Below are 19,986 nucleotides of genomic sequence, written 5' to 3' on the forward strand. Positions count from 1 at the left end.
ATGAGTGCCGCCGTGCCCGACAGGTCCAGCATCCTGATCGTGGACGACATGGAGGAGAACCTCATCGCCCTGGAGGCCGTACTCGGGCCCCTGGACCAGCAGTTGGTGACCGCGCGTTCCGGCGAGGAAGCGCTGAAGGCGATGCTGCGCCAGGACTTCGCCGTCGTGCTGCTCGACGTGCTCATGCCGGGGATGGACGGCTTCGAGACCGCGAGCAACATCAAGCGTCTGGACCAGACGAAGGACGTGCCGGTCATCCTGCTGACCGGCACGGACGTGGACGCGGACTACGCCTACCGCGGATACGCCCTGGGTGCCGCCGACTTCCTCTCCAAGCCCATCGATCCGTGGGTGCTGCGCACGAAGGTCAACGTCTTTCTCGACCTGGACCGCAAGAACCGCCAACTCGCCGTCCAGGCCGAGCAGCTCCGACGTCTCCTGGTCGCCGAGCACTCACCCCGCGCCGGCGGCCAGGGCAGTGCGGTGGAGGGACCGCTTGAAGGCACCTGGTCCGCGTCCGGCCAGCCGGAGCGCATGGGAGCCGGCAAGGGCGGTGCCGAGCAGCTCGCGCAGATCACGGAGATGCTCGTGCAGATCGAGATGAGGCTGAGGGACGGCGAGACCGCCGCGTCGGCAGACCTCTCCGACCGCATCGCGGATCTCGAGCAGATCGTGCGCAGGCTGGGGGCGGCGAACGGGAACGCCAGGTGAGGTGAGCGCGCGACCCCGCGCGGCTGCTCCCGTTCTCCCCTGCTTCTGGTCCGTGAGGTCCGTCAGGCGCGCTCGGCCGTACGGTGCGGAACCTCGCCGGCCGCCCCGGCGCTCCCGCCGGCGGGCAACCCGAGTTCCTCGGTGGGGACATGGGCGGTCTCGCGGGCGGTCAGCGCGGCGAGTGCGGGCAGCACGCAGAGCGCTGCCGTGAAGAGCCCGACGTTTGCCCAGCCGTCTCCCTCCGGCCCGGCGATGCCGGCGGCGAACGTCACCGCGAACCCGGAGATGGCGAAGCCGATCTGGGTGCCGACGGCCATGCCGGACAGCCGTACGGACGTCGGGAACATCTCGCCGTAGAACGAGGGCCAGATGCCGTTCGCGGCGCTGTAGACGACGCCGAAGCAGAGGATTCCGCTCAGCAGCGTCAGCGGGTAGCTGCCGGTGGAGATCGCCCACAGGTACAGGAACATCGTGGCGGCGCTGCCCACCGCCCCGGCGAGGAAGACGGGCCTGCGGCCGACCTTGTCGGACAGCCTCGCCCACAGCGGGATGGCGCCCAGCGCGGCCAGATTGGCGAGCGCGCCGACCCACAGCATTCCGGACTGGTCCATGCCGACGGCATCGCTCGTCGCGTACGACAGCGCCCATACGGTGAAGATCGTGCTGACGGACGCGATCAGCGCACCGCAGACGACCCGCAGAACGGCCTTCCAGTGCCCGCGGATCAGCGTCACCAGAGGAAGCTTCGCGACCTGACCTGCCTCGGCCTGCTTCGTGAACACGGGCGTCTCATGCAGGGTCCGCCGGATGAAGTAGCCGACGAAGGCGACCGCGGCGCTCAGCAGGAACGGTATGCGCCACCCCCAGGTGAGCATCTGCTCCTCCGGGAGGGCCGCGACGGGAATGAACACGAGCGTCGCCAGGAGCTGTCCGGCCTGGGTGCCGTTGAGCGTGAAGCTGGTGAACCAGCCGCGCTTGTGCTGTGGCGCGTGCTCCAGAGTCATCGAGTTGGCCCCGGCCTGCTCGCCGGCGGCAGATATCCCCTGCATGATGCGCAGCAGCACCAGCAGGGCGGGCGCCGCCCCTCCGATCTGGGCGCGCGTGGGCAGGCAGCCGATCAGGAAGGTCGCCACTCCCATCAGGAGCAGCGTGAAGAGCATGATCTTCTTGCGTCCGAAGCGGTCGCCGACGTGCCCGAGCAGCAGGGCGCCGAGCGGACGTGCCGCGTAGGCGACGCCGAAGGTGGCAAGGGAGAGCAGAGTGGCGTCCGCGGGGTTGGAGTCGTCGAAGAAGATCTTCGGGAAGATCAGGGCGGCGGCGCTGCCATAGATGAAGAAGTCGTAGTACTCCAGTGCGCTCCCGACCGCTGCGGCGACAGCGGCCTTGCGCGGCTGTGCCGATGCGGCGGCAGAGCCGGACTCATTCTCGGCGGTCACGGCGTGCTCCTTCGGGCGTCCCGGGCGGCGGCTCTAATTAACCCACCAGATAGTTAATAGCGAGTGGCTACGGATGTTGGGCCCGCGTTCCGCTTGTGTCAAGGGGCCAGGGCAGGGCTTTCTGCGCGGGGCGCCCGAATCAGGCCTTCTCGCCCGTCGTCAGGTAGGCGATCACCATGTCCGCGAGCATCGTCCGGTAGTGCTCGCGGCGGTCCTCGTCCAGCAGGTCGCGCTCGAAGAGGGCCCGGAAGGTGTGGCGGTTGGCGACACGGAAGAAGCAGAAGGAGCTGATCATCGCGTGCAGGTCGACCGCGTCCACGTCGGCCGTGAAGACCCCTTGTGCCCGCCCGGCGTCGAGGATGCGCCGGATGACGTCGATCGCGGGCGAGCTGAGCCGGCGCAGCTCCTCCGAGCCGGCGATGTGTTCCGCTTCGTAGATGTTCTCGATGCCGACGAGCTGGATGAAGTCCGGGTGCGCCTCGTGGTGGTCGAAGGTGACGGCGGCGAGCCGGCGGATGGCCGCGACAGGATCCAGGTGCTCGACGTCCAGCTGCTGTTCGGCCTCGCGGATGACCGAGTACGCCCGCTCCAGCACGGCCGTGAACAGCTGCTCCTTGCCGCCGAAGTAGTAGTAGATCATCCGCTTCGTGGTACGCGTGCGGGCGGCGATCTCGTCGACCCTGGCTCCCCCGTAGCCGGCGCGCGCGAATTCCTGGGTGGCGGCGTCCATGATCTCGGCCCGGGTGCGGGCGGCGTCACGTACGCGTCCGGCGGACTGCGCCGGGTCTTCCGCGGTGGTCATCCGGCTCCTCGGCGGGGGTCGCTGCAGTCCAGCGATTGTAGGGCGAGCCGCGTGCGGACCGTCCTGCCGGGCTTCACAGTGGGGGCATCGGCTTGATATGACTAACGAACCAGTTCGTACATTGATGGGAAGCGACCGATGCCCCACTCCGCCGACCTGCCTGACGACATCCCCGTGCTCGTCCTGAACGGCCCGAACCTCAATCTGCTCGGCCTGCGCGAGCCCGACATCTACGGCAAGGACACGCTGGCCGGCATCGAGGAGCTGTGCCGCGAGACCGCCGCGGCGCACGGGCTGCGGGCGGACTGCCGGCAGAGCAACCACGAGGGCGTGCTCATCGACGCGATCCACGAGGCGCGTACCGCGCACCGCGCGATCGTGATCAACCCGGCGGGGTACAGCCACACCTCCGTGGCGCTGCGCGACGCGCTGGCGGCGGTCGAGCTGCCCGTCGTCGAGGTGCATCTCTCCAACATCCACAAGCGGGAGGCGTTCCGTCACCACAGCTACGTCTCCGCCGTCGCCGACACCGTGATCTGCGGCGCCGGCGCCAACGGGTACGCCCTGGCGCTGGCCCACACGGCCACGCTGGTGCGGGAGAAGCGGTGAGCGGCGGGCGTACGTACCTCGTCGGTCTCGTCGGCTCCGGCATCGGCCCTTCCCTCAGCCCCGCGCTGCACGAGCGGGAGGCGGAGCGGCTGGGCCTGCGCTACGTGTACCGGCTCATCGACCTCGACGGCACAGGGGCATCTCCCGGGCCGCCAGGCCCAGGGGAAGCATCCGCGGAGCGGACGGGCGAACTCGTACGCGCTGCCCGCGAACTCGGCTTCGACGGGCTGAACATCACGCACCCCTGCAAGCAGGCCGTCATCCCGCATCTCGACGTGCTCGCTCCGCAGGCGGAGGCGCTCGGCGCGGTCAACACGGTGGTCTTCGACGGCCACCGGGCCGTGGGGCACAACACCGACGTCACCGGCTTCGCCTCGTCCTTCGCCCGCGGACTGCCGGACGCCGCGATCGACGACGTGGTGCTGCTCGGGTCGGGCGGCGCCGGAGCCGCCGTCGCGCACGCCATGCTCGGGCTGGGCACAGGACGGCTCACCGTCGTCGACGCCGAGCCCGACCGGGCGTCCGCCCTGGCAGGCTCACTGGTCCGGCACTTCGGCGACGGTCGTGCGGTCGTGGCCGAACTCCCGGAACTGCGGGCGCGGTTGGCGCGCGCCGACGGCCTGGTGCACGCCACTCCGACCGGAATGGCGGCGCATCCCGGGCTGCCCGTACCGGCCGAGGCGCTGCACCCGGGACTGTGGGTCGCCGAGGTCGTCTACCGGCCGCTGCGAACGGAGTTGCTCGGCGCGGCACGCGCCCGCGGCTGCCGAGTCCTCGACGGCGGCGGCATGGCCGTCTTCCAGGCGGCCGACGCGCTGCGCCTGTTCACCGGGCTGGAGCCCGACAGCGCGCGCATGCTCGCGGACTTCGAGGACCTCGCGGAGGCGCCCGGCGCTCACCTGTGAGCGGCGGGCCCTGTAGGCGGGGCCCCGGCCGGGCCCCCGGTGCGGACTCCGCTCGTCCCGGGTGCTCAAGTGCCCATGGGGACGGGCCGGTTCAGCGGTCGCGCATGTACGGCGCGGTGGAACCGGTGCGCATGTCGCGCCCGGCACGGGCCCTCCGCCGCGCCTCGCGCGCCTCGGCGCCGGCGGCAGCCTCGATTCGCAGACCATCGGCGCTCGTGACCCGGCGGCGGCGGTTCCGGCGGGCCAGAACCCACACCAGTGAGCCGATGATCAGCAGCAGCACCGCGTCAACGGCCAGAAGGAAAGCCATCAGACCCCCGTTGTCCGGATGGACCTCCAGTATCCGGCCCGCGGCGATCCATCCGCCAGAGGACCGGGGCGCTCCACAACCGGCCGGCTGTCCTCCGGCGAGGCGGTTCTACTGCGCGGGCCCCGAGGCCTCCACCGACACCGAACCGTCCGCGAACCCGGATACCCGCGGCGTACCGTCCGCGTCCACCGCGACCTCGAACTCCCGCTCCCCCAGCCGCAGTCCGCGTGCCCGCAGCGGCACGTACCCGGCAGCCATGCGCGGACGCACCGTGAGCCGGCCGGAGGGTGCGTCGGCCTCCAGTCCCAGTACAGCCTGGAGAACCGTCACCGCCGAGGTCGCCGCCCACGCCTGCGGACGGCAGGCCGCCGGATAGGGGGCAGGGCGGGTGTCGGTCCCCGTGCCGTGACCGGCGAAGAGCTCCGGCAGGCGCCCGTCGAAGGAGACCGACGCCTTCACCAGCCCGGCCGCCAGCGACTCGGCGGCGGCGTGGTGACCGTCCCGTACCAGGCCCTGTACGGCGATCGCCGTGTCGTGCGGCCACACGGTGCCGATGTGGTAGCCGAGCGGGCTGAATCCGCCGGAGTCGGACGCGAGGGTGCGCAGCCCGAAGCCGGAGTCGAGGTGATGCCCGGCGAGGCGCGCGGCCACCAGGCGGCCCTCCTCCTCGTCCAGCAGCCCGGTGCCCAGCAGATGCCCGATGTTGGAGGTGAGCGCGTCCAGCGGCTGCTTGTCGCTGCCCAGTGCGATGGCCGGGTACGGACCGTCGGCGTCCTCGACCCAGAACCGCTCGCGGAAGCGCACCCGCAGCCGCTGCGCCCACTCCTCCCAGCGTTCGGCGCCCGGGCGCCCGAAGGCACGCATCAACTCGGCGGCGGACAGGGCGGCTTCGTGTGCGTATGCCTGCACCTCGCAGAGGGCGACGGGAGGTTCGGCGAGGCGGCCGTCGCGGTGGCGCACGGCGTCGCCGGAGTCCTTCCAGCCCTGGTTGGACAGTCCGCGCCCGGTGCTGTCGACGTACTCGAGGAATCCGTCCCCGTCGGCATCGCCGTACTCGTCCATCCACACCAGCGCCGACTCGGCGTGCGGCAGAAGGCGTTCGACCTCCTCGGCGGGCATGCCCCAGCGCCATGCGTCGTGCAGGAGCGTCACCCACAGCGGGGTCGCGTCGACCGTCCCGTAGTAGCAGGGCGGTACGGACAGGCCGTCGCCGAAGTGCAGTCCGTCGCGGCGTATCTCGTGCAGGATCTTTCCGGGCTGCTCCTCGGTGGCCGGGTCACTCACGGCGCCCTGCCTGCGCGCGAGGGTCCGCAGCGTCCCCGCGGCGAGTTTCGTGCCCAGCGGGAGCAGCATGCGCGCGGCCCAGAGCGAGTCCCGTCCGAAGAGGGTGAGGAACCACGGGGCGCCCGCCGCGAGGAAGGTGTCGTTCTCCTCCAACGGGTCGGCGAGCAGCAGCGATCGAAGGTCCGAGCAGGACCGGGCGAACCAGTGGTCGAGCCCGCGGTCTGCGGTGGCCAGAGCGGCGCCGGAGGCGAACTCGGCGCGCGCACGGGCGGTTGCCGGGCGGAACGCCTCGCCCTTCTCGTCCTCGATGGTGCAGCGCACGGTGGCCTGCCAGCTCTCACGCGCGCCGAGTTCGATGCTGTAGCGCAACTCGGCGGTCTCGGCGGGTGCTTGCTCCACGGCGTCGGGGGCGGGTGTGCATGTGAGGCGTGCGGTCATCTCGCCGTCGCTCCAGCTGAGCCCGTCCTTCTCCTGGGCCCAGGGGACTTCGGAAACGCTGCGGCCGGACTTGATGGTCTCCATCGAGGCGAGGTCGCTCGCGGCGCGCAGCGTCAGGCGAACACGCACCCCGGTCAGGCCGGCGTTGTGGAGGGTGATCGTTTCGCTCAACTCGCCCGGTTCCACCGCGCGTCGGCGTTCGAGGGTGACAGCGGGGTCGGGACTGTGCTCGGCCAGGCCGCGGAGCACCGTACGGAACGAGGCGTGTTCTGCGCTGTCGGGGCCGCCGCTGATGGGTGCGTTCGGCACGTCCTCGGCATGGGCCGTCAGCAGGGACAGGCCCCGGCGGTCACCGTGGTAGAAGCCGTCGGAGCCCTCGCTGATCTGACCGTCCGGGCGGGAGACCGCCATGCTCGGCGCGCGGAGCGTGATGCAGGCATCGTGCAGGAACGGCTGGAGTTCCGCCGGCGGGGCGGCTGCGCCCGGCGCACCTGTGCCGTCATGAGTCTTGACAGTTGTCTCCACGCGGGCGCAACCTCTCAGCCATTGGATCGATAAAAACGACCATAGCAAAGAGGTCAAGGGCTCAAATTGCCCTCTTCGCCCGGTAGATCGTCCATGTTTGTCAGCCTTCGCCCCCGGGAGCCCACCTCATGCCGTCTCGCTCCGCTCCAACGCCGCCCGCCCCGGGCCAGGGTTCGGGTGCCGGTTCGGGTTCGGCTGCGGGGGCGGACTCGGGCGGCGGGCAAGCGTCGGGTTCGAGTTCGGGTTCCGGCTCGGGGTCCGGCTCGGTCACGATGGCGATGGTCGCGCGGCGTGCGGGTGTCTCCACGCAGACCGTCTCCAACGCGCTCAACACCCCGGACCTGCTGCGGCCCGAGACCCTTGAGCGCGTACGGCGAGCCGTGGACGAGATGGGCTACCGCCCACACCGCGCCGCCCGTTCACTCCGTACACGCGCGAGCAGGCTCATCGGCTTCGGGATAGAGCCGGCGGGCCCCGGCAACATGGTGCTGGACCGGTTCCTGCACGCGCTCTCCGAGACGGCCGACGCCGCCGGGTACCGGCTGCTGCTGTTCGCTGCGGGATCCGGACAGCGCGAACTGGCCGCCTACGAAGAGCTCCTCGGCGAGCACGGCGTGGACGCGTTCGTGCTGAGCAACACCGCACACGGCGACCCCCGGCAGGCCTGGCTGGAGGAACGCGGCATCCCCTTCGTCGCGTTCGGCCGGATGTGGTCCGAGCAGGAAGTGGGCGACTGGGTCGACGTCGACGGCGCCGCGGGCACCGAGGCCGCGGTCGAGCGGCTGGTCGCCGAGGGCCACCGGCGCATCGGCTTCCTCGGCTGGCCGCCGGGCTCCGGCTCCGGCGACGACCGCGCCGAGGGCTGGCACCGCACACTGCTCCGTCACGGCCTGCAGACCGGGCACCGCGTGAACAGCGTCGACGACGTCGGCTCCGCCGCCCGCGCCGTCCAGCCACTGCTCGACGCGGGTGTGACGGCGGTGGTCGCGGCCAGCGACACGCTCGCGCTGGGCTGCTACCGGGCCGTCTCCAACGCGGGGGGTGTGCCGGGCCGCGACGTGTCGGTGGTCGGCTTCGACGACTCCGCCGTCGCCCCTCTTCTCTCCCCGCCTCTCGCCAGCGTGGCGCAGCCGCTCGGCGACGTGGGCCGGGAGGCGATGCGTCTGCTGCTGGCCCGCATGTCCGACCCCGCGAAACCTCCCGAACGGGTGCTGCTGCCACCCGCTCTCGTCGTACGAACCAGCCTCGGTGCCGCTTCCGGCTGAATCCACGGCCGCACACGGCGCTCCATCACACCGTCACCTCACACACCGTCACCTCGAATCTCCGCATCAACTCCTCCAGGAGGCCCGCATGTTCCGTCGCTCAACCGTGGCAGTCACCGCCTGTGCGGTGCTGGCCACCACCGCGACCGCCTGTTCGTCCGGGTTCGACAAGAGCAAGAACGGACCAGAGCAGGACACCGGCAAGAAGCAGTCGCTGCGCGTTCTGATCGCCACCTCCGGTGACGCCGAGACCAAGGCCGTGAAGTCGGCGACCGCGGCCTGGGCGAAGAAGAGCGGCCACAAGGTCACCGTGCAGCTCGCGAAGGACATGGACCAGCAACTCGCGCAGGCCTTCGCGGGCAACCGGCCGCCGGACGCCTTCTACGTCAACTCCGACCAGTTCGCGAACTACGCGAAGGGCGGCTCGCTGTACGCGTACGGAGACAAGATCCCCGACGCGAAGGACTTCTCCCCCGAGCTGCGCAAGGCCTTCACCTACAACGGCAAGCTCGTCTGCCTGCCCAAGGACTCCTCCACGCTCGGACTTGTGATCAACACCGAGAAGTGGAAGGACGCCGGGCTGACGGAGAAGGACTACCCCACCACCTGGGACGAGCTGGAGAAGACGGCGGACAAGCTGACCTCCGGCAAGACCACCGGGCTGGTGACCACCAACGAGTACCAGCGGCTCGGGGTGTTCATGAAGCAGGCCGGCGGCTGGATAACCGACTCCGGCGAGTCGAAGATGACCGCCGACAGCAAGGCGAACGCGGAGGGTCTCGGCTTCGCGAAGAAGCTGCTGCGCTCCGGGTCGATGAAGTTCGCCAAGCAGGTTGACACCGGCTGGGCCGGTGAGGCGCTCGGCAAGGGCAAGGCAGCCATGATCATCGAGGGCAACTGGCTGGCCGGCGCGATGAAGGCCGACTTCCCCGACGTCAAGTACAAGGTGGTGCCGCTGCCGGCGGGTCCCAAGGGCAAGGGGACGCTCGCCTTCAGCAACTGCTGGGGCGTGGCCAAGGAGAGCACGCACCACGAGGCGGCCATCGACATGATCCGCCAACTCACCTCGAAGAAGGAGCAGTTGTCCTCCTCCGACCAGGTCGGCGTCATGCCTTCCCGCGACAGCATCATGAAGACCTTCGCCGAGCAGCACCCGGAGTCCAAGGCCTGGGTTGAGGGCAACTCATACGCCCAGAGCCCCGTGACGGTCCCCGGCTTCACCAAGGTCCTCGACCAGTTCAACGCCGATCTGCAAGGGCTGCGCACCGGTTCCCCGGCGGACATCCTCTCCACGCTGCAGCGCAACGGCGAACAGGCGATCAAGAAGGGCGACTGACCCCGCATGCCGACCACTGTCACCGAGCGCCCGGCGCCGCCGCCCGCAAGGCGGCGGCCCGGCCTCCCGGGACTGCCCGGGCGCTCCCGATCCCGTACGACCCGCGGACGTGAAGGGCTGTGGGGCTGGCTGTTCGTCAGCCCCATGGTCCTCGGTCTCGGCCTCTTCATGGCGCTGCCCATCCTGATGGCCGCATGGGTCAGCCTCCTGAACTGGAACGGGCAGTCCAACCCGTTCACGCCGGACGCCGACTTCGTGGGTCTGGACAACTACCGCAGCCTGCTGGCCGAGGACGGTCTCGCGCGCACGCTGCTGGCCACGTCACTGCGGAACAACGCCTACTACGTGCTGCTGACCGTTCCGCTGGAGACCGCGCTCTCGCTCACCCTGGCGATCATCGTCAACCAGCGGATGCTGCGCGGCCGCAGCATGCTGCGGACCACGTTCTACTTCCCGTCCGTCACCAGCTCGATCGCGGTGTGCACCGTCTTCCTGTTCCTCTTCCAGGGCAGCGGAGCGGTGAACCAGTTGCTGAGCTGGATCGGAATCAAGGGGCCGAACTGGTTCCAGGACTCGCGCGGGGTCCTGTGGGTGCTGCTCGACGCTCTCGGGCTCATCGACGGAAAGCCGGACGGCTTCCCGGCCGACCACCGGATGATGGGGCTGCCCTTCTCGGAGTGGCTGGCCGGGCCGTCGGTGGCCATGTGCACCCTCATCCTCCTTGCCGTGTGGACGACTTCGGGCACGTTCATGCTCATCTTCCTCGCGGCGCTGCAGAACATCCCGCGCGAACTGGAGGAGGCGGCGGCCCTGGACGGAGCCGCGCGGCGGCACATCCTGCGCCACGTGCTGCTGCCCGCGCTGCGCCCGGTGCTGTTCCTCGTGACGACACTGGGCCTGATCGCGACCTGGCAGGTCTTCGACCAGGTGTACGTGCTGGGGCAGGGCGACCCCGCCAACACCACGCTCACACCGGCGTTCCTCTCGTACTCCTACGGGTTCGACAACGCCGAGTTCGGGCAGGGAGCGGCCATTTCGTTCATCCTGCTGGGAATCGTGCTGCTGATGACGGGAGTTCAGCGCTTCCTGCTGCGCGAGCGCGGCGGAAGCCGGACCGCGCGGCGCATCGCTGCGGGTTCCTTGCAGCAGCCCGTGTCCGGCGAAGGGAAGGAGGCGCCCGGTGCGCACCACTGACGAACCGCTCTCCACGGATGAGCGGCCGGTACTGGCCCGCTTCCCCCGTCCCGCCCGGCTGGCGGGCTACGCGCTGCTGCTCGCCTTCGCCCTGCTGTACGCCCTGCCCTTCCTGGTACAGCTCTCGACGAGCTTCAAGACCGATCCCGAGGCCGCCTCCAATCCCCTCTCGCTGCTTCCGACGGCGCCGACGACCGCCGTCTTCGAGCAGCTGACGGGATCGGGCGAGTCCGGTGAGGGCGTGCCGTTCATGCGGTGGCTGGGCAACAGCACCCTGGTCACCGTGGTCGTGACGCTCGGCCGCGTCCTCTTCGACTCGGCCGCCGGCTACGCACTGGCACGGCTGCACTTCCGCGGCCGGGCTCTGCTGGTCGTGTTCGTCGTCGCCGTGATGGCGGTGCCGGGCGTCGTGCTGCTCATCCCGAAGTTCCTGGTCCTCAACACCCTGGGAATCTTCGACACTTACACCGGGATGATCGTGCCGCTGCTGTTCGACGCGGCGGGGATCTTCATCATGAAGCAGTTCTTCGAGTCCATACCGAAGGAGGTCGAGGAGGCCGCCCGCATCGACGGTGCGGGCGTCGGGCGGATCTTCTGGTACGTGGTGCTGCCGATGTCGAAGCCCGCGCTGATCACCGTGACCCTGCTGTCGTTCCAGGGCTCGTGGAACGAGTTCACCCACTTCCTGGTGGCGACGCAGTCCAGTGACTACGAAACCCTCACCACCGGTCTGGCGCGGTTCGTCTCCGGCGGCCTGGGTGCGGGGACGCAGTATCCGCTGAAGCTGGGTGCGGCCCTGCTCTCGACGATTCCGGTGGCGGTGCTCTTCTTCTGCTTCCAGCGCTACTTCATCCGCGGGGCGAACGCCGGTTCCGTGAAGGAGTGAATGTACCGCCACGCACAGCGCTCCCGTCCGGGGGGCGGGAGCGCTGTGCTGTGGTCAACGGGCCGGTGAGCGGCCCGTGTTGCGGCCTCAGTCCGTCAGATTGTTCGGACGGTAGGGCTTGTACTCGCTGCCGGAGGCCAGACCGTAGTCCAGGACACGGTGGTCCGTGCCGTGGCCGCCTCGCTGCTCGAACGCCGAGTAGGCGGTGTGCGAGTCGTCGGTCCACTTCTCGAAGATCACCACGTGGCGGGTGGTGTTGGAGCCGTCGGCGTCGATGAGCAGGTCACCGGGCTTGAGGTCGCCCAGGTTGATCGGGGTCGTCAGGTCCCGGTTGCCCGCCAGCTCGACGGTGTTGGGACCGGACTTCCACAGTCCCAGAGTCATCGAGACGTAGCCGGAGCAGTCCTGCCGGTAACCGTCCGACCAGACCTGGGTCTGGCTGTAGGGAACCTGGGCACCGTTGTTGGCGGTCAGCCAGGTGGCCGCGCGCTCGAGCATCTGGGCCCGCGTGATCGCATCGGCCTTGGCCGCCCTCTCGCTCTTGGCGGCGGTCGCGGCGGGCTTCTCTGCGGGGGTCGCCGTCGCGGACGACGGCAGGACCGCGAAACCCAGAACGGCGGCGCTGCCGGCGGCCACAGCGGCGAGGGATATTCGCGCTCTCCGGCTGATGGACGTCAGAGACATTGCGCTCCTCTTGGTGGGGGGAGATGTGCTCGCCCGGGCCTTCCGGCCCGAAGCAGGCACATCCTGGTGCCGCCCTCCTCGAGAACACCGCCCTCGTGTACGAATGTTCACCCGATGAGCACAAGCGGAATCGGGCATCGGAACAGGAGTGCGTCTTGTACTGACACACATTCACCGCGGATTTCGCAGGTTCGCCCATTGAAGCCGACGGGCCGTCAGCGCACCGGAGTTGATGCAGACGGCTGGCCCTTCGGACCGTCAGTGCGGGCGTCCTCGGGGCCGTCCGTCAGGCCGTCAGTGCGGGCGTCCTCGGGGCCGTCCGTCAGGCCGTCAGGGTCTCGACGGAGAGCTGCCACAGCCTCGCGGCCGCTTCGGGGTCGACCGCGAAGGGAGCTACCCCGCGCGAGGAGCCGGGCTCGCTGAGCGGCGCCTGGTTGCAGTCCTCGAAGTAACGCCCGCCGACACCTTCCAGCAGCGACGACGTCGCGAGGAGCACATTGGTGGCCGCGCCCTGTCCGGGCGTCTTCCACGCCGGCACATTGCTGCCTGCCGCGGCCCGCTGCCGTTCGAGCTCCCCCTCACTGATGTGACGCTGCAGACGGGTGCGAACGGCGCCCGGCATCGAGGAGTTGACGGCGATACCGTCGCTCTCCCAGCGCTCCCACGCACCCACGGCGAAGAGCGCGTTGGCCGTCTTGGACTGCGCGTACGCGGCCCACGGATCGTATTCGCGGGTGCGGAAGTGGATGTCCTCGAAGCACACCGCCGAGTGCAGGTGCGAGCTGGAGCTGACTGACACCACGCGCGAACCGCCCGCCGCCGCCAGCGCCCGGTGCAGCCCCACGGCGAGCGCGAAGTGACCCAGATGGTTGGTGGCGAACTGCAGCTCCCAGCCCTCCGGCGTACGCACCAGGGGCGAGGCCATGACGCCGGCGTTGTTCACCAGGATGTTCAGCGGGCCCTCCCACGCCGCCAGGAACCCCGCGACGGACTTGCGGTCGGCCAGGTCGAGCGGTGCGACGCGGATCTGCTCGTTGCCCGTCGCGGCGACGATCTCCGCGGCCGTGCGCCGCCCCGCCTCCACATCGCGGACGGCGAGGGTCACCTGTGCCCCGGCACCGGCCAGCGTGCGGGCCGTCTCCGCGCCGATGCCGGAGGCGCCGCCGGTGACGACGGCCCGGCGTCCGGTCAGGTCGATGCCGTCGATGACCTCTTCGGCGGTGGAGTCGGCGGTGAAGGGAGTGCTGACAGGGGCGGTGTCGGTCATGGTCTTCCCGTCTCGCGCGGCGGTCCGGAACGGGAGGCCCGATGCCCTGGGGCACGGCAGGAACCTCCGCTGGGAACCACTTCACCGGAGCCCACTGCGATCATCAAACGGGCCTGTCCGCCGGTCGGGCGAAGGCGCACCTGTACGGATCAGCGCGGCCCGCGCTCCGGGTGGGGCCCTCGGGACGGTGCCGAGGACGCCCCTCGGGCCTCGCGGCGGCCGGTCCGCGGATTGACAGCGCTGCCCCCGGTGCGAGCCTGGAAGAGCCGGTGCGCCGCTCCCCGGGACGACCCGGGCACGGCGGCCCGGCGTTGTGCGCAGCGTGTGCCGGTCCCCCGCAGAGCAGGAGCCCCGTTCCCCGGACCCGATGGGAGCAACCCCATGACCCGTACGACGCACCGCGGGACGGGCGACGCCCGCACGTCGGCTGCCTCCACTGCGGGGCCGATGAGGGCTCCGCTGGCCATCTACCTCAACGACCACCTCCTCGGAGCCACCAGCGGCAGCGAACTCGCGCGCCGTGTGGCGAAGCAGCACGCGATGTCAGCCGCCGGAGCGACACTGGTCCGTCTCGCCGACGAGATCGCCCAGGACCGCGCCGCGCTGCTGCGGATCATGCGGGACCTCGGCGTGCCGGTGCGCCGCTACAAGATGGGCGCCGGGTGGCTGCTGGAGAAGGCCGGCAGGGCCAAGACCAACGGCTTCGTCGTGCGGCGCGCCCCGCTCAGCAGCGTGCTCGAACTGGAGACTCTGCGCCTCGGTGTCGAGGGGAAGCGGCTGATGTGGCTCGCGCTGCGCGCGATGACAGGACCGCAGTCGGCGGTCCTCGACGACGGGCAGCTGACACGGCTCCTCAGCCGTGCTCACGAACAGGCCGACACCCTGGAGCAGTTGCGGCTCAAGGCGGCCGCCGACGTTCTTTCGCGGTACTGAACCGGCGCCGCCCCGGGGCCCATGGGCCGGCCCTCATCACCCGCAGCGGGCCGCCCCATTCGTCTCACCTGCTGAAACGTGAGGGGGTAGGGGTTGAACCCGGCCGAGGTCTCGCACAGAATGCGGAGCATGACAGCTGCTGCCGGACTCCTCGTGGAGCGCCTCCACGTCGACCTGTGTCGCCAGTCCAGCGCGACCTGTAACAGCTGATTCCCCGGCAGGGCCCGCTCGGCCCGCCGTCCTTCCGTTCGCCTCGCGGCTGATTCTCCGCGGCTGAACACCCTCACAACACCCGTGCCGTGCACGGGGGTTCGCGTCGTGCCCGCGAGCCCTCCGCACGGGGGTGCGGCCGTGTGCCCGGACCGGTGAACACCCTCGCCGGACCGGACCGGACCGGACCGGGCCGCGCCGTGCCCTTCCCGCGGTGTGCCGTGCCCCGGCAGCGGCCTCGCCGTGCACCCCGTTTCCCCTCTGGAGTCTCCGTGTCTTCCTTGTCCTCCTCGTCCTCCTCGTCCTCCGGCCAGTCCGAGGCCCCCAAGTCCCCCGGCCCGTCTGCCTCTTCGGGGCAGTCCCCCTCTCCCCCACCGCCGCTGACGTTCCACTGGTTCCTGCCGACGACGGGCGACAGCCGCCACATCGTCGGCGGCGGCCATGGCTCGACCCCGGGAGCGGCCGGCGGCGACCGTCCGGCATCCGTCGAGTACCTCGGCCAGATCGCCCGCACCGCCGAGCAGTTGGGCTTCTCAGGGGCGCTCACACCGACGGGGGCCTGGTGCGAGGACGCCTGGATCACCACCGCGATGCTCACGCAGGTCACCGAACGCCTGAAGTTCCTCGTCGCCTTCCGGCCCGGTCAGATCTCCCCGACGCTCTCCGCGCAGATGGCCGCGACATACCAGCGCCAGTCGCACGGCCGTCTCCTCCTCAACGTCGTCACCGGAGGCGAGACGGCGGAACAGCGCGCCTACGGCGACTTCCTGAGCAAGGACGAACGCTATGCGCGCACCGGCGAGTTCCTGGAGATCGTGCGCCGCCTGTGGACCGGTGAGAAGGTCGATCATCACGGCGAGCATCTGCAGGTCGAGGGCGCTCAGTTGAACCGTCTGCCGGAACCGGCACCGACGGTCTACTTCGGTGGCTCCTCGCCCGCGGCGGGCGAAGTGGCCGCCCGCCACACGGATGTGTACCTCACGTGGGGCGAACCGCCGCAACAGGTCAAGCAGAAGATCGACTGGGTGCGCTCCCTCACCGAAGCCCAGGGACGCGAGGTGCGCTTCGGCATCCGCCTGCACACCATCAGCCGCGACACGTCCGCCGAGGCATGGACGGAGGCGGACCGGCTCCTGAAGGGCATGGACCCCGACCGCATCAAGGCCGTCCAGGAAGGCCTCTCCGCGAGCGAGTCGGAAGGCCAGCGGCGGATGCGCGAGCTGCACGGCAGCGGCACCAGCGACAAGCTGGAGGTCTACCCCAACCTGTGGGCCGGTGTCGGGCTGGTACGCGGCGGCGCGGGCACGGCCCTCGTGGGCAGCCACTCGGAGGTCGCGGACCTCATCGAGGAGTACCACCGGCTGGGCATCGAGGAGTTCGTGCTCTCCGGCGTCCCGCATCTGGAGGAGGCGTACTGGTTCGGTGAGGGCGTGCTGCCCCTGCTGGAGCGGCGCGGGCTGTGGCAGCACCCCGATGGTGCCCGTACGACCGAGGCGGGCATCGTCCCGTTCGCGGGCCGGTGAGCGCGGTGCAGCCGGAGGCCCCGGCACCCACCGAACCGCGCAAGCTCAGGACAGTCGTGCTCTCCAGCCTCCTGGGCACGACCGTCGAGTGGTACGACTTCTTCCTCTACAGCACCGCCGCGGGGCTGGTCTTCGGCGAGCTGTTCTTCCCCACGACGAACGGCACGCTCGGCACGATGCTGTCGTTCGCGACCTTCGCCGTGGGCTTCCTCGCCCGCCCGGTCGGCGGTCTGCTCTTCGGTCACATCGGCGACCGGATCGGACGCAAACGCACGCTCGCCTTCACGATGAGTCTGATGGGCGTCTCGACGGCGCTCATCGGGCTGCTCCCGACGTACGAACAGGTCGGCGTCCTCGCTCCGGCACTGCTGCTGGTCCTGCGCGTCGCCCAGGGCGTGGCGCTCGGCGGCGAGTGGGCCGGAGCGGTGCTGCTGGCGGTGGAGTTCGGGCCGAACGGCCGCAAGGGCCGCTTCGGCAGCTATCCGCAGATCGGACTGGCGCTCGGACTCGCCCTGGGCACCGGGGCGTTCGCCCTGCTCAACAACGTGCTCAGCGACGAGGCCTTCCTCGGATACGGGTGGCGCGTGGCGTTCCTGGTCTCCCTGGTGCTCGTCGCCGTCGGCCTGACCGTACGGCTGAAGATCGACGAGACTCCGGCCTTCCGGGCCGTGGCTCATCTGCGTGAACTCCCGCAGTCGGCGCCGCTGGTGGAGCTGCTGCGTGCCCGTCCCTCACGTCGTCACGTCCTGCTGGGCATGCTGGCCCGCTGGGGCGAGGGCGCGGCGTTCAACACGTGGGCGGTCTTCGCCCTCACGTACGCGACGACGACGCTCCACCTGGACCGCAGTTCGGTGCTGCTGTCCGTCACGGCGGCGGCGTTGGTGATGGCGGTCGCGATACCGCTCTCCGGCAGGCTCACCGACCGTCAGGGCGCGCGCCGCGTCTACTTCGTCGGCATGGGCCTGTTCGCCGTGTCCGTCTTCCCCGCCTTCTGGGTCTTCGGCTTCGGCGGGCCCTGGGGTTTCGCCGCGGTGCTCGTGGTGACCCTGGGCCTGGTGCACGCCTACTTCTACGGCGCCCAAGGCACCCTGTTCGCCGCGCTGTTCGCGACGCAGGTGCGCTACACGGGCATGTCGTTCGTCTACCAGATGTCCGGCATCTTCGCCTCGGGCATCACTCCGCTGATCATGACGGCGCTGCTCGCCCTCGGTGACGGCACGCCCTGGGCGGCGTGCGGATATCTGGCGTTGACCGCGCTGGTGAGCATGTGGGCCACGTCGCGGCTGCGGGAGCGGGACCTCTATGTGGTAACCGGCGGCGGACCCCGCGGCGACCGCCCCGAGCCCAGTGCCCCGCGCTCGCCCGCCGTCCCCCAGACCTCATAGGAGAACCGCGATGCCCGACATCCTCACCATCTCCGGCAGTCCGTCGGCCCGTTCACGCACCTCGGCGCTCGTCCGTCACGTCGGCGGACTGCTCGCCGAGGAACGCCACGACGTACGGCATGTCGCCGTGCGCGACCTGCCCCCCGAAGCGCTGCTCGCGGGGAACGCCGCGCACCCCGCGATCCGGGAGGTCATCGAGGCGATCGACCGGGCGGACGCCCTGGTGATCGGCACACCCGTGTACAAGGCCGCCTACAGCGGGCTGCTCAAGACGCTGCTCGATCTGCTGCCCCAGTTCGCCCTGGCGGGGAAGACGGTGCTGCCGCTGGCGACGGGCGGCAGCACGGCGCACGTCCTCGCGATCGACTACGCGCTGCGGCCCGTACTGACCTCGCTGGGCACGGACAACGTCCTGCGGGGCTGGTTCGTCCTCGACAAGCACGTCTCCGCGGAGGCGGAGGGTGCGGCTGTCGTCGCCGCGGAGGCCGCGGACGGCGTCACTGAGACCGTGGCCCGTCTGGTCGACGGCCTCGCGGCGACGTCTCCGGAGGCGTCCACGGCGGGGCCGGGGGCGGCTGCCACTGCCCGGGGCGGACTGGCCCGCGCGGTCTGAACCACCCTGCGTGGCCGCCTGCTCGGGCGGGAGGCGGGTCGTGTCAGTCCTGATTCGCGGGCGGTGGCGGCGGGACGGGAGCACCACGGGGCGGTGCGATCTTCGCGTGGCCCGCGCCGGGGCCCGTGGACTGCGCCGGAAGCTTCGCGGCGGCTGTGGCCGTCGCGGGCTCGTCCGCTTCGTCCTGCTGCGGCGGCAGCAGGGCGTCGCGGCGGGCCCCGGGATCCCAGCCGCGTTCGACGACGCGCTTCTGCATCAGCACCGCCCCGCCCAGGACGACGGCACCGATCAGCAGCATGAGCACGACGCCGGCGGTCTCGCCGGCCTTGGCCGCGTTACCGATGAGGGTTCCGAACCATCCGAAGTCCGCGTCCCCGAACGTCGTGTTCTCCTCGCCGAAGGCACCGAGCACCTTCAGCAGCAGCGCGGGCAGGAAGGTGATCAGCACTCCGTTGAGGAATGCGCCGATCACCGCCCCGCGCCGTCCGCCCGTCGCGTTGCCGTAGACACCGGCCGCACCGCCGGTGAAGAAGTGCGGCACCAGGCCCGGCAGTACGAGCGCGAGACCGAACGCAGGCCCGAAGACGGCCGTGAGCAGCCCGAGCGAGGCGAGACCCCCGGTGAAGCTGGCGATGAAGCCGATGAGCACGGCGTTCTGCGCGTACGGGAAGACCATCGGCGCGTCCAGCGAGGGCACCGCGCCCGGAACGACCTTGGAGGCGATTCCCTGGAAGGCGGGGACGAGTTCGCCGAGGATCGTACGGACCCCGAAGAGGATGACGGCGACGGAGATGCCGAACTGCAGACCCTGCATGACGGCGCTCATCACGTAGTCGCCGACGTCGGTCGCCGCCTCTCCCCCGCCGGCGGCGAACACCTTGAACGCGGCCTTCTCGCCCGCCTTCGCCAGGTGGACCAGTGCCATCACCACGTAGATCAGCAGCATGGACAGGGCGGTGGCGACCATGGAGTCGCGGAGGAAACGCAGCCCCTCGGGCAGATTCATCTCCTCGGTGCTGCGGCTGCGCCGGCCGAAGAGCTGTCCGGCCGCGCCCGCGGTGACGTAGCCGGCCGTGCCGAAGTGCCCTATCGCGATGCTGTTGTTGCCCGTGATGCGCTTCGTCCACGGATGTGCGAAGGCGGGCATGGAGACGAGCATGACGGCCAGCAGCACACCGCCGACGAGGACGACGACGAGCGAGGTGAGTCCGGCCGTGGCGAGCACCATCGTGATCAGCGTGGCCATGAACAGGATGTGGTGACCGGTCAGGAAGACGTAGCGCAGCGGCGTGAAGCGGGCCAGCAGCAGGCTCAGCACGAATCCGGTGATCATCAGCCAGGCGACGCGGGCGCCGAACTGCTCCTGCGCGATCCCGACGATCGCCTCGTTGGTCGGGATCACGCCGTGCGCGCCGGTCGAGCCCTGGATCATCTCCCCCAGCGGCGCGAGGGAGTCGACGACGAGACCGGCACCGGCATTGATGAGCAGAAAGCCGAGAGTGGCCTTGATGGCGCCTCCGACGACCTGACCGGCGGGCTTCCTCAGCGCGATGAGGCCCGTGGCCGTGATCAGGCCGATCAGAAACGGAGGCTGGCTGAGGATCTCGTTCACGAGAAACTCAGCGGTGGAGATGAGCGGGCCCATGGGTGCCGCCTGCTCCCTTCCCGTC

General features: G+C 70.3%; 19 protein-coding genes. 12 read left to right on the forward strand and 7 right to left on the reverse strand.

Features of this window, described 5'->3' with window-relative positions:
• The gene (locus G4Z16_RS02740; protein ID WP_197348997.1) at positions 1-711 is read left to right on the forward strand and encodes a response regulator; all 711 of its coding nucleotides are present in this window, start codon (positions 1-3) and stop codon (positions 709-711) included.
• A gap of 62 nt (positions 712-773) precedes the next feature.
• On the opposite strand, the gene G4Z16_RS02745 is transcribed toward G4Z16_RS02740, so the two are convergent.
• Both G4Z16_RS02745 and G4Z16_RS02750 read right to left on the reverse strand, forming a co-directional pair.
• Complete coding sequence (locus tag G4Z16_RS02745) at positions 774-2,147, reverse strand: MFS transporter (RefSeq protein ID WP_197348998.1); 1,374 nt, start codon at positions 2,145-2,147, stop codon at positions 774-776.
• A 139-nt stretch (positions 2,148-2,286) separates the two neighbouring features.
• Positions 2,287-2,949 (reverse strand): TetR/AcrR family transcriptional regulator, encoded by a 663-nt coding sequence (locus G4Z16_RS02750; protein ID WP_197348999.1) that lies wholly within the window; start codon positions 2,947-2,949, stop codon positions 2,287-2,289.
• A 138-nt stretch (positions 2,950-3,087) separates the two neighbouring features.
• Between G4Z16_RS02750 and aroQ the strand changes: the two genes are divergently transcribed.
• Both aroQ and G4Z16_RS02760 read left to right on the forward strand, forming a co-directional pair.
• Positions 3,088-3,558: a type II 3-dehydroquinate dehydratase gene (gene aroQ, locus G4Z16_RS02755; protein ID WP_197349000.1), complete on the forward strand. Its 471-nt coding sequence runs from the start codon at positions 3,088-3,090 to the stop codon at positions 3,556-3,558.
• Positions 3,555-4,463 carry a shikimate dehydrogenase gene (locus G4Z16_RS02760; RefSeq protein WP_197349001.1) on the forward strand — a complete coding sequence of 303 codons (909 nt, stop codon included), beginning with the start codon at positions 3,555-3,557 and terminating at the stop codon, positions 4,461-4,463. The genes aroQ and G4Z16_RS02760 overlap by 4 nt, the downstream gene beginning before the upstream one ends.
• Before the next feature lie 91 nt (positions 4,464-4,554).
• On the opposite strand, the gene G4Z16_RS02765 is transcribed toward G4Z16_RS02760, so the two are convergent.
• Positions 4,555-4,773 carry a hypothetical protein gene (locus G4Z16_RS02765; RefSeq protein ID WP_197349002.1) on the reverse strand — a complete coding sequence of 73 codons (219 nt, stop codon included), beginning with the start codon at positions 4,771-4,773 and terminating at the stop codon, positions 4,555-4,557.
• Positions 4,774-4,881: 108 nt separating this feature from the next.
• Positions 4,882-7,020: an amylo-alpha-1,6-glucosidase gene (locus tag G4Z16_RS02770; RefSeq protein ID WP_246530647.1), complete on the reverse strand. Its 2,139-nt coding sequence runs from the start codon at positions 7,018-7,020 to the stop codon at positions 4,882-4,884.
• Between the two features lie 128 nt (positions 7,021-7,148).
• Here G4Z16_RS02770 and G4Z16_RS02775 point away from each other — a divergent pair, with 128 nt between their 5' ends.
• From G4Z16_RS02775 to G4Z16_RS02790, 4 genes are all read left to right on the forward strand, one after another.
• Entirely contained in the window at positions 7,149-8,285 is a 1,137-nt protein-coding gene (locus G4Z16_RS02775) for a LacI family DNA-binding transcriptional regulator (protein WP_197349003.1), read from the forward strand.
• Between the two features lie 88 nt (positions 8,286-8,373).
• A complete protein-coding gene (locus G4Z16_RS02780; RefSeq protein ID WP_197349004.1) occupies positions 8,374-9,621 on the forward strand; it encodes a sugar ABC transporter substrate-binding protein in 1,248 nt (415 codons plus the stop codon).
• A gap of 6 nt (positions 9,622-9,627) precedes the next feature.
• Complete coding sequence (locus tag G4Z16_RS02785) at positions 9,628-10,815, forward strand: carbohydrate ABC transporter permease (RefSeq protein WP_246530648.1); 1,188 nt, start codon at positions 9,628-9,630, stop codon at positions 10,813-10,815.
• Positions 10,802-11,701 (forward strand): carbohydrate ABC transporter permease, encoded by a 900-nt coding sequence (locus tag G4Z16_RS02790; RefSeq protein ID WP_197349005.1) that lies wholly within the window; start codon positions 10,802-10,804, stop codon positions 11,699-11,701. The genes G4Z16_RS02785 and G4Z16_RS02790 overlap by 14 nt, the downstream gene beginning before the upstream one ends.
• An 87-nt stretch (positions 11,702-11,788) precedes the next feature.
• Here G4Z16_RS02790 and G4Z16_RS02795 read toward each other — a convergent pair whose 3' ends face one another.
• Both G4Z16_RS02795 and G4Z16_RS02800 read right to left on the reverse strand, forming a co-directional pair.
• A complete protein-coding gene (locus G4Z16_RS02795) occupies positions 11,789-12,385 on the reverse strand; it encodes an NlpC/P60 family protein (RefSeq protein ID WP_246530649.1) in 597 nt (198 codons plus the stop codon).
• A gap of 322 nt (positions 12,386-12,707) precedes the next feature.
• Complete coding sequence (locus G4Z16_RS02800; RefSeq protein ID WP_197349006.1) at positions 12,708-13,652, reverse strand: SDR family NAD(P)-dependent oxidoreductase; 945 nt, start codon at positions 13,650-13,652, stop codon at positions 12,708-12,710.
• A 381-nt stretch (positions 13,653-14,033) separates the two neighbouring features.
• Between G4Z16_RS02800 and G4Z16_RS02805 the strand changes: the two genes are divergently transcribed.
• The 5 genes from G4Z16_RS02805 to ssuE all read left to right on the forward strand — a co-directional run bounded on the left by G4Z16_RS02805 (position 14,034) and on the right by ssuE (position 18,316).
• Positions 14,034-14,585, forward strand: a complete 552-nt coding sequence (locus G4Z16_RS02805) for a hypothetical protein (RefSeq protein ID WP_246530650.1) — start codon at positions 14,034-14,036, stop codon at positions 14,583-14,585.
• Between the two features lie 129 nt (positions 14,586-14,714).
• Positions 14,715-14,795, forward strand: coding sequence for a putative leader peptide (locus G4Z16_RS33045; RefSeq protein WP_343070933.1), 81 nt, complete (start codon positions 14,715-14,717; stop codon positions 14,793-14,795).
• 380 nt (positions 14,796-15,175) lie between these two features.
• Entirely contained in the window at positions 15,176-16,318 is a 1,143-nt protein-coding gene (locus G4Z16_RS02810; RefSeq protein WP_197354116.1) for an LLM class flavin-dependent oxidoreductase, read from the forward strand.
• A complete protein-coding gene (locus G4Z16_RS02815) occupies positions 16,315-17,703 on the forward strand; it encodes an MFS transporter (RefSeq protein WP_197349007.1) in 1,389 nt (462 codons plus the stop codon). The genes G4Z16_RS02810 and G4Z16_RS02815 overlap by 4 nt, the downstream gene beginning before the upstream one ends.
• Before the next feature lie 10 nt (positions 17,704-17,713).
• Positions 17,714-18,316 carry an NADPH-dependent FMN reductase gene (gene ssuE, locus G4Z16_RS02820; protein WP_197349008.1) on the forward strand — a complete coding sequence of 201 codons (603 nt, stop codon included), beginning with the start codon at positions 17,714-17,716 and terminating at the stop codon, positions 18,314-18,316.
• A 43-nt stretch (positions 18,317-18,359) separates the two neighbouring features.
• On the opposite strand, the gene ulaA is transcribed toward ssuE, so the two are convergent.
• Positions 18,360-19,961 carry a PTS ascorbate transporter subunit IIC gene (ulaA, locus tag G4Z16_RS02825; protein WP_197349009.1) on the reverse strand — a complete coding sequence of 534 codons (1,602 nt, stop codon included), beginning with the start codon at positions 19,959-19,961 and terminating at the stop codon, positions 18,360-18,362.
• Between the last annotated feature and the right edge of the window lie 25 nt (positions 19,962-19,986).

The sequence above is a fragment of the Streptomyces bathyalis genome, from assembly GCF_015910445.1.
Taxonomy (GTDB): domain Bacteria; phylum Actinomycetota; class Actinomycetes; order Streptomycetales; family Streptomycetaceae; genus Streptomyces; species Streptomyces bathyalis.

Bases quoted from the DNA above. Each gene is read 5' to 3' on its own strand.
- G4Z16_RS02805 (WP_246530650.1), top strand. From the start codon at position 14,034: ATGACCCGTACGACGCACCGCGGGACGGGCGACGCCCGCACGTCGGCT.
- G4Z16_RS33045 (WP_343070933.1), top strand. From the start codon at position 14,715: ATGACAGCTGCTGCCGGACTCCTCGTGGAGCGCCTCCACGTCGACCTG.
- ulaA (WP_197349009.1), bottom strand. From the start codon at position 19,961: ATGGGCCCGCTCATCTCCACCGCTGAGTTTCTCGTGAACGAGATCCTC.
- G4Z16_RS02775 (WP_197349003.1), top strand. From the start codon at position 7,149: ATGCCGTCTCGCTCCGCTCCAACGCCGCCCGCCCCGGGCCAGGGTTCG.
- G4Z16_RS02795 (WP_246530649.1), bottom strand. From the start codon at position 12,385: ATGTCTCTGACGTCCATCAGCCGGAGAGCGCGAATATCCCTCGCCGCT.
- ssuE (WP_197349008.1), top strand. From the start codon at position 17,714: ATGCCCGACATCCTCACCATCTCCGGCAGTCCGTCGGCCCGTTCACGC.
- G4Z16_RS02780 (WP_197349004.1), top strand. From the start codon at position 8,374: ATGTTCCGTCGCTCAACCGTGGCAGTCACCGCCTGTGCGGTGCTGGCC.
- G4Z16_RS02750 (WP_197348999.1), bottom strand. From the start codon at position 2,949: ATGACCACCGCGGAAGACCCGGCGCAGTCCGCCGGACGCGTACGTGAC.
- G4Z16_RS02740 (WP_197348997.1), top strand. From the start codon at position 1: ATGAGTGCCGCCGTGCCCGACAGGTCCAGCATCCTGATCGTGGACGAC.
- aroQ (WP_197349000.1), top strand. From the start codon at position 3,088: ATGCCCCACTCCGCCGACCTGCCTGACGACATCCCCGTGCTCGTCCTG.
- G4Z16_RS02785 (WP_246530648.1), top strand. From the start codon at position 9,628: ATGCCGACCACTGTCACCGAGCGCCCGGCGCCGCCGCCCGCAAGGCGG.
- G4Z16_RS02765 (WP_197349002.1), bottom strand. From the start codon at position 4,773: ATGGCTTTCCTTCTGGCCGTTGACGCGGTGCTGCTGCTGATCATCGGC.
- G4Z16_RS02800 (WP_197349006.1), bottom strand. From the start codon at position 13,652: ATGACCGACACCGCCCCTGTCAGCACTCCCTTCACCGCCGACTCCACC.